At 62.0% G+C, this 8,897-nt stretch carries 4 protein-coding genes; 2 read left to right on the forward strand and 2 right to left on the reverse strand.

Annotation, left to right across the window (positions count from 1 at the left end):
- Positions 1 to 324: 324 nt before the first annotated feature.
- Positions 325 to 1,512: a type II secretion system F family protein gene (locus K0F88_RS29245; protein ID WP_094471766.1), complete on the reverse strand. Its 1,188-nt coding sequence runs from the start codon at positions 1,510 to 1,512 to the stop codon at positions 325 to 327.
- A 14-nt stretch (positions 1,513 to 1,526) separates the two neighbouring features.
- On the reverse strand, positions 1,527 to 1,961 hold the full coding sequence (gspG, locus tag K0F88_RS29250) for a type II secretion system major pseudopilin GspG (protein ID WP_094471703.1): 435 nt from the start codon (positions 1,959 to 1,961) through the stop codon (positions 1,527 to 1,529).
- 195 nt (positions 1,962 to 2,156) lie between these two features.
- Between gspG and K0F88_RS29255 the strand changes: the two genes are divergently transcribed.
- Both K0F88_RS29255 and mnxG read left to right on the forward strand, forming a co-directional pair.
- Complete coding sequence (locus K0F88_RS29255; RefSeq protein ID WP_094471704.1) at positions 2,157 to 2,765, forward strand: lytic transglycosylase domain-containing protein; 609 nt, start codon at positions 2,157 to 2,159, stop codon at positions 2,763 to 2,765.
- A 206-nt stretch (positions 2,766 to 2,971) separates the two neighbouring features.
- Complete coding sequence (mnxG, locus tag K0F88_RS29260; RefSeq protein WP_094471705.1) at positions 2,972 to 8,797, forward strand: manganese-oxidizing multicopper oxidase MnxG; 5,826 nt, start codon at positions 2,972 to 2,974, stop codon at positions 8,795 to 8,797.
- Positions 8,798 to 8,897: the final 100 nt, after the last annotated feature.

Raw genomic sequence — 8,897 nt, forward strand, 5'->3', positions numbered from 1 at the left:
GCCATTGCCGCCACCGCCGGAACCACCCCCACCGCCGCCTGATCCGCCGCCGCCACTACCACCATCCTTGGCCTGGGCACTCGATACCCCGGACAAGCTGTCCGGAATCAATACGGTAGACGCCGACAGAACTGCGCCAATAGCTACTGCAAGTAAAAGCTTGTTGATGTGCATGTCGTTCTCCGTCTTGTTACTCAGGTTGGAACGTTGATGAACAATGCAACTTGCTGCTCGATTCAATGGGAGAACACCGCAGCGCGCTGATTAATTCAGTTGCAATGTGGATGAACGATGAACGGTACAACGCGACCCTGCTCCAGAGGGTCAGTGAATACTCGAGGCCAGCTCGAAGATCGGGATGTACATCAGGATCACGATGACCCCGATCAGCAGGCCGATGAAGGTCATGAGCAAGGGTTCGAACAGCCGCACGAACCATTCGATCCAGCGGCTGATTTCTTCGTCGTAGAAGTCAGCGCTGCGCTCCATCATCTGGCCGAGGTTGCCGGATTGTTCACCCGCTCTAAGCAAGCGCAGGGACACCGGGGTCACCAGGTGATTGAGTTCCAGTGCAGCCGACAGTGATTGCCCCTCGCGTACCCGTTCGCAGGCCTGGTCCAGGCGCACGCGGGAGGCGGGGGTGAGCAAGCCGCGAACCATGCCCATCGCGGTGACGAGGGGGATGCCGCCCTGCAACAGAATTCCCAGGGAGCGATAGAAGCGGGCCAGTTCGTACATGAAGATGCGTTGGTGGACCGCCGGGAGTTTTTCGATTACACGGTCGACGCCCCGACGAAAGGCCGGTTGTCGCTGAAGAAAGCCGAGGGCGACGATGATTGCCGCCAATGCGCCGAAGAATTCACCCTGGTGGGCGTGCAGGAACATGCCGCAGCTCATCAGCACCTGCGACAGCCACGGCAGATTCGACCCCAGTCCTTCGAACACCAGGCTGAAGCGCGGCACCACGTAACCCATCAGGAACAACACCACGCCACCGCCCACTACCAGCAACAGCAGGGGGTAGATCGAGGCACTGACGATTTTTTGCCGAACCTCGTCCATGCGCTGGCGATAACTGACATAACGGCCCAGGGCATCGCCCACGGCGCCGGTCTTCTCGCTGGATTGCACTAGCGCCACGTAGAGCGGAGGGAACACCGCCGACAGCTGGGCCAATGCCTGGGAGAACGATTTGCCTTCATAAAGCAGGCGCACCAGTTCGCTCAAGGTTTTACGGGCCTGTGGCGCGTTCTCTTTTTCCGCCAGGCTTTCCAGCGCATCGATTAACGGCAGACCGGCGTTGAGTAAGGTGGTCAGTTCCTGGCTGAACAACACCAGGTTGAAGGTCTCGCGCTTCTGCAAACGCAACGCGCGCCAGTGCCGCTCGACGTGCAGGCTGACCACCCGCAAGCCCTGGTCTTCGACGATGCGCCGGGCTTCGCTGTCCCCTTGGGCCTCTACGGTCATCGAGACCACGCCGGCCTTGCCCACTGCCTTGAGATGAAAGCGCATGGTCGCGACCCCCGTCATTGCCAGCTGGTGACTTCGGCGTTTTCGCCTTCGCCGCCGGGTTGACCGTCCTTGCCCATGGACAGCAGATCGTATTCGCCGTTTTCGCCTGGGTAGCGGTAGTTGTAGTTACGGCCCCACGGATCCTGCGGCAGTTTTTTCTGCAAATAAGGACCGGTCCATTTGGTTTCATCGCTTGGCGCAGTGACCAGCGCCTGCAAACCCTGTTCGGTCGACGGGTAATGACCGACCTCCAGACGGTACAGGTCCAGCGCTTTGCCCAGGCCTTCGATTTGTGCCTTGGCCACCTTCACTTCGGAGCGGCCCAGTTGGGCGAAATACTTCGGCGCGACGATGCCGGCCAACAGCCCCAGCACCACCAGCACCACCAACAGTTCGAGCAGGGTGAACCCGCTTTGAGTACGCGGGGCGGAACGCAAACGCTGATTCATGATGACCTCACACAGTCGGCAGAAGAGTCGCCTTGAAGGCGTATGCAATTGCCATGCTCACCCCCAGTCATTCTTCTACAACCCCTGTATTGCGGGCCTTTGCGCTTTCGGCACAGTGCTTGCGTATGGCTTGTTTACTACCGGCCATTGGGGCATTACCCCCATTTTTCGGGGCCGGGCAGGGGAGGCAAACTAATGAAAACACTCACCACAGGACTGCTCGGCTGCTTGCTGCTGACGAGCGTCGCACAGGCCGATGTGTTCGTTTCCGTGGACGCCAAGGGCAGCTACGTGCTGTCCAATGTTCACCGTCCCGGCCGCACCTATGAACGGGTCATTCACGAGCCCCAATCCACGCTGGTCGGTCTTGATCAGCAGCCCCAGATGATTGCCAGGCAACCTTATGCAGAGCTGGTGTCGGCGGCCGCCACGGCCAATGAATTGCCGGCCGCGTTGTTGCACGCCGTCATCCGCGAAGAGTCCCGCTACAACTCGGATGCGACGTCCCCCAAAGGCGCCGGAGGGCTGATGCAATTGATGCCCGATACCGCCCGGGAGATGGGGGTGAAAAACGTCTATGACCCCAAGGCCAACATCCAGGGCGGTGCCAAATACCTCAAGCGCCTGCTGACCCTGTTTGACAACGACATCACCCTCGCCGTGGCGGCCTACAACGCCGGGCCACAAGCGGTGCTGAGCCGTGGCGGGGTGATCCCGCCGTTCGCTGAAACCCAGCGTTATGTGCCCAGTGTCTTGCGTCAGTACCGGCGCTTGCAGGGCCTGGCCATGGACGCACCGCTGTGATTGGCGAGTGTGGGGAACGGCCCCCAATAGTGGGGCAACAAGGACTGGGCCGAAAAAGTGGGGAATAAGTGGGGGATATCCCCCGAGTTATTAAGTGATTGCTTCAACTAACTGAAAAATAACTGAATTTTTTATGGCATGCGGATTGCTCAAGGGGATTTGTCGAGAATTATTCCCTGTGCGCACCCACAGCGAGGCCCGTGATCATGACCGGCATACCCTACGCTTCGTCCTTGTTTAAATTTGCGCTGATGGTGGCGTCGATGTTCGGCATCGAGCTGGCCGAAGCGGCCCTGCGCTGCGAGCGCAATCTGGTGGCGAACGTCGTGGCGCTGGATCAGCCGCTGATGTTCAATCGCCTCGGCGCGCAAAACGTCAACGGCATGATGTTCGCCCTGCGCCGTGACGTGGTCGACGATCATAATGTGTCCCTGGCCCAGGGCGGCGCGGCCGTGCCGGGCAAAGTCTCGCTGCGGCCCGACAAGCGTCCGCGCCCCTTGGTGTTGCGGGTGGCCGCCGGTGACTGCCTGACGATCAACCTGCACAACCTTCTGGCTTACCAGGCCAACCCCGGCAGCCACGAAAACGGCGAGGATGGGGTTGAGGGGGAAGTCGAAGTCGGTAACGTTGAGCAGTTCAAAGTCGATGAGCAGGTCACCGACCGCCACGTCGGCTTCCAGGTCAACGGCATGCAAGCGGTCAACAGCATCGATGACATCGCCTCGTACACCGGGCGCAACGGCAATTCGCTGGTCGCCCCCGGCGGCACCCGTTCCTACACCTTGTTCGCCGAACGCGAGGGCGCATTCGCCGCCAGCAGCCGTGGTGCGACCTTCGGTGGTGAAGGTGATGCTGGCAACGTTGCCAACGGTCTGTTCGGCCAGGTAGTCGTCGTGCCCAAAGGCGGGCGCAGCTATCGCAACACCTTGACCGAAGAAGAGATGCGCCTGGCCAGCAGCGGCCGCACCCCGGCCGGTCAACCGATCGTCGATTACCAGGCGCGCTACCCGCAACGCGAACCGTGGCTCCGTGAAGGCAAGGCCGGCACACCGATCATCAACATGGTCGACGGCAATGAAATCATCTCCAGCGAAAGCGACGCGATCGTGATGGGCAGCAACGCCGACGGCAGCTTCCCGCCGTCGACCTATCCGCTGGAAGCCATCGGTAAACGCAACCCGGCGATTCCGAACCGGCTGGAACCGTTCCGCGATTTCGCCTCGCAGTTCCAGGATGAAACCGCCGCGACCCAGGCATTCCCCGCTTATTGGGCAGACCCGGTCATGGCCCACGTGCTGGAGCCGACCCGCGACTCGTTCATGATCAACTATGGCTCCGGCGGCATGGGCGCCGAGGTGGTGGCGAACCGTTTGGGCGTCGGGCCGATGCACGATTGCCTGTCCTGCGCCTATGAAGAGTTTTTCCTCAGTTCGCACACCGTCGGCGACGTGGCGATGCTGGTGGACGTGCCGGCCAACGCTGGCCTGGAAGGCATTCTTCCCGGGCAGGTTCCGCGCGCTGATCAGATCGGGGTCAAGGCGACCATGGCGCTGTACCCGTCCGAGCCGTCCAACGTCAACCACAGCTACATCGGTGACTTCATCAAATTCCGCAACACCCACAATGGCCACGAGCAGCACATCTTCCACCTGCACGGCCATCAGTGGTTGTTCAACCCCAATGACGACAACTCCGACTATGTGGATGCCCAGGGCATCGGCCCGGGCGCCGGCTACACCTATGAAATCGCCAACGGCGGTTCGGGTAACCGCAACCGTGTCGCGGGTGATGCGATCTACCACTGCCACTTCTACCCGCACTTCGCCCAAGGCATGTGGAGCATGTGGCGAGTACACGACGTGTTTGAAGAAGGCACCAAACTCGAAGTCTCCCAACAAGGCACCGACGGTTACCACAGCGAACCCTACGCATTGCGCAGTGGCAAACCGGCGGCGGGCGCCCGGGCCTTGCCCGATGGCGAAATCGTTGCCGGGACCCCGATTCCTGCGGTAGTGCCGCTGCCGGGCAAAGCCATGGCGCCTATGCCAGGCAAGGTCGCGGTGGTGCCGAAAATCGGCGAGACCCTGGTCGCCGGTGGTGATGACGACGATGATGAAGAAGGTGACGACGGCGAACATAACAGCGGCAGTGGCGGCGCTCAGGCCATCGGTTCCCTGGCCCTGGTGGATCGCAGCGAAGCCAACCGCAATGCTGACGGCAGCCTGAAAAACCCTGGCTATCCGTTCTGGATTGGCGGCATGGAAACCTCGGTCGGCCAACGCCCACCGACTCCACCGCTGGACATGCTCGACGCGGCCAAGGCCCAGTCCTTGAAAACCAGCGGCAACGCCCTGTGGGCCAACCTCGACCCGGCTTCGTCCGGTGGTTGGGACGGCGGCCTGGGGCGGCATTCCCTGGACGGTTTCTCCGCCGGTGGCGTGGCGCATACCATTACCACGTCGCTGGATTTCTCCAAGGAAGTGACCCGCGCCAAACCCATCTACATGCCGGAAGAGGGCACCGAAGTCGAACAGGCGGCCATGGCCTTCCACGCCAAAAAGGACCACCCGAGCTTTGCCTTGCTTCCCGGCAATCAAATCGTGGCGAAGGCCTTCCGCACCAACGGTGCCTTGCCGATTGCCGGCGCGCCTTACTACGAACCGTGCATGGACGACCGGCAAAAACGCCTGACCAGCAGCGCCGGCACTGGCGAGTTTGCCAGCGGTGAACGCATCGACGGCATGTCCTACACCGGCTCCTCGACCTTCACCGCGGACCGTCCACGGGTCTACAAAGCGGCGAACATCCAGTTCGACGCGGTGTACAACAAGGTCGGCTACCACTTCCCGCAAGCGCGCATTCTGGCCTTGTGGGAAGACGCCTGGCCGGTCATCACCAAACAGCGTCCGCCAGAGCCGCTGGTGATGCGCATGAACACTTTCGACTGCGTGCAATACCAGCAAACCAACCTGGTGCCGGCCACCTATGAGATGGACGACTATCAGGTACGCACGCCGACCGACGTGATCGGCCAGCACATTCACCTGCCCAAATGGGACCTGACGGCAGCTGACGGTTCGGCCAACGGCTGGAACTACGAAGACGGCGTGCTTTCCCCGGGGGCCGTGCAAGAACGCATCCACGCCATTCGCGAGTTCAACCAATGCACCGGCACCGATCCACGTGACGGCACGCCGGCCTGCCCGAAAGCCAAGAATCACCCATACTTCGGTCAGTTTGGCCGGGCGGATTGGGTAGGGGCGCGCACGGCAATGCAACGCTGGTTCGTCGATCCGGTGGTGAACGCCAAAGGTGTCGACCGTGGCCTGGGGACCATTTTTACCCACGACCACCTGGGCCCATCGACTCACCAACAGATTGGCCTGTACGCCACCGTATTGGCTGAGCCAGCTGGCTCCACCTGGTTCCACGCCGAAACCGGCGAGCCGTTGTACAGCGGCGCACGCCAAGACGGCGGGCCGACTTCGTGGCAGGCGGTGGTGTCGACCGGGGACATCGACGGCGACGGCAAGAACGACAGCTTCCGTGAGTTCTTCCTCGAATACAGCGACTTCCAGCACGCCTATGAAGCCGGGGTGTATGTGGGCGCCGGGCCTAACGGCGTGCCTAATCCGCAAGCCTTCCCGGCCACCGCGGACAGCTTCCGCTACGCGATCAATCCGCCGGTACGCAACAACGCCAGCACCTTGCTCGACGGCATCATTGAAGTGCAGGGCGGCATGGTGCCGGGTTGTCCAACTCGGCCATGCCCACAGGCGATCTCGGTCGATGACCCTGGCATGTTCGTCGTCAACTACCGCAACGAACCGCTGGCCTTGCGGGTGTACGACCCGAACAAGGTCGGCCCGGACGGCAAGCGCGGCATGCAGGCCGACGGCCTCGGCGGCGACCTGGCGTATGCCATGCAAAGCCGTACCGACCGCGCCATCCCGGCGATGAACCTGGCACCGAACCTGGTCACCGCAGCCACGGGGCCAACCGGCGGCACCACGCTGTTCCCGCCACACGTCAACCGTGGCGGCGCGGAACCGGGTGACCCGTTCACGCCAATGTTGCGCACTTACACCGGTGACAATGTGCGGCTGCGGGTGCATGCCGGCGGTCACGAAGAAGAGCACAACGTGACCCTGCACGGCGTGAAATGGCTGCAAAGCGGTTCTGGCTTCGGCAACAGCTCCAACTCCGGCTGGCGCTCGTCGCAGATGGTCGGTATCTCCGAGCAGATGGGCTTCAACGCGCCGGTCTCGATGCTGTCCAGTTCGGCGGCGACCACGGGGGATTACCTGTACTCGATGGACGCTTCGATTGAAGGTTACTGGAACGGTATCTGGGGCGTGATGCGCAACTACACGACCCAGCGCAGCGATCTGTTCGCCGTGCCAAACAACCCCAAGCCGATGGGTATGCGCAATACCGTGGCATTCGATGGCTCCTGCCCACGGTACAGCGCCAACCCGAACGGCATCGGCACCCGGCCGACCGTGCAACGCAACTATGAAGTGGTTGCGGCGCTGGCCAACGACATCCTGCGCAATCCGTTGAACTTGACCATCGGCGATCCGGCCGGTATCGGGCAACACGTGGGTGGGCCGTTGAATCCGGCGGGTGGCACCCTGGTGTTCAACTCGCGGCCGGTCAATATCCCTCAGGTCACCGTGGTCGATCCTGAAGATGGCGAAACCATCACCATCGGCGGTCAAAGCGGCCCGTTGCATGATCCGACTGCGATCCTGTACGTGCGCAAATCCGACCTCGATCCGGTCACCGGAAAAATGAAACCAGGTGTACCGGTGGAACCGCTGGTATTGCGCGCAGCGGCGGGTGACTGCATCAACGTCACGCTGGAAAACCGCTTGCCCGTGGTCATGCCCGACCTGACCCAGACTGCCGTGATGCAAGGGCTGGTCAAGCGCGATCGCAACAATGGCCAGGGCTCGACCATCTTCACCAACAACCTGCTGCGGCCGTCGAGCCACGTTGGCCTGCATGCGCAACTGCTGGCGTATGACATCACCAAATCCGATGGCACCAACGTCGGCGCCAACCCGACCCAGACCGTGCCACCGCGCATCGGCAACAGCGGCGCGTACCCGACGCGTACTTATCAGTACTACGCCGGGCACCTGGAGCGTGAAGGCAAGCCGATCTCGCAACTGGGCCGCAGTGTCGACAACATCAACGCCACGGCGGTGGAGTTCGGCGGACTGAATATCACGCCGGCGGACCTCATCAAACAACCGCAGAAAGGCTTGGGTGGGGCGATGACCATCCTGCCGATCGGCGCAACCTGGGTTGAGGATGCGCGTAAAACCAACGCAACGGTCACGGCGCCAGGGCAGACCACTTACCGCGACTTTGCGATGGTCTGGCAGAAAGCGTTGAACATCCGCTGGGCCAACGGTCGGCCGGTGGAAGGCATTGCCGCCGAAGGCTTTGGTGTGCCGACCGATCCACAGGACAACTCGAGCATGGCCATCAACTACAAGGCCGAGCCGATCTGGTTCCGCTTCGGGTTGGCGCCGGATGCACCGTTCGGGCATGCCAACGGTGCCGGTTACGGTGACGTGCCGAACGCGCATATGGCCTACAGCAATGCGCTTATCGGGGGCGATCCTCAGACACCGGTGCTGTATGTGAAACCGGGACAACCGTTCCGCACCCACATCCTGATGCCGACCGGTGGCAGTCGCGGCACGACCTTCCAACTGGACGGGCACGTCTGGTCGGTCAACCCGTTCCAGTCGGAGAAGAGCGATACCGGCGGTTATCCGATGGCTACGCCAGGGGTGGGGTCGGTGCGGTTCGGCTACAACCCGATGTCGATGTACATCGGCGCGCGTGAAAGCATCCTGCCGGCGGCGCACTTCAGCTTCATGCACCCGAGCGCCGGGGGCAGCAACGCAATACCGGGCGACTACCTGTTCCGCGACTACGGCGCCTACGGCAATACCGCCGGGCTTTGGGGATTGCTGCGGGTAACCAACGAGCCAGAACCGGCACCGGCACCGTAGGGGCACTAGCCAGTAAATAGAAAGAACGAGCGATGAGTGATCTGTGGCGAGGGAGCTTGCTCCCGCTGGGGCGCGAAGCGGCCCTGAAAATGGGACTGCT

Source organism: Pseudomonas sp. UMAB-40 (genome assembly GCF_900095275.1).
Classification (GTDB): Bacteria; Pseudomonadota; Gammaproteobacteria; order Pseudomonadales; family Pseudomonadaceae; genus Aquipseudomonas; species Aquipseudomonas mandelii_B.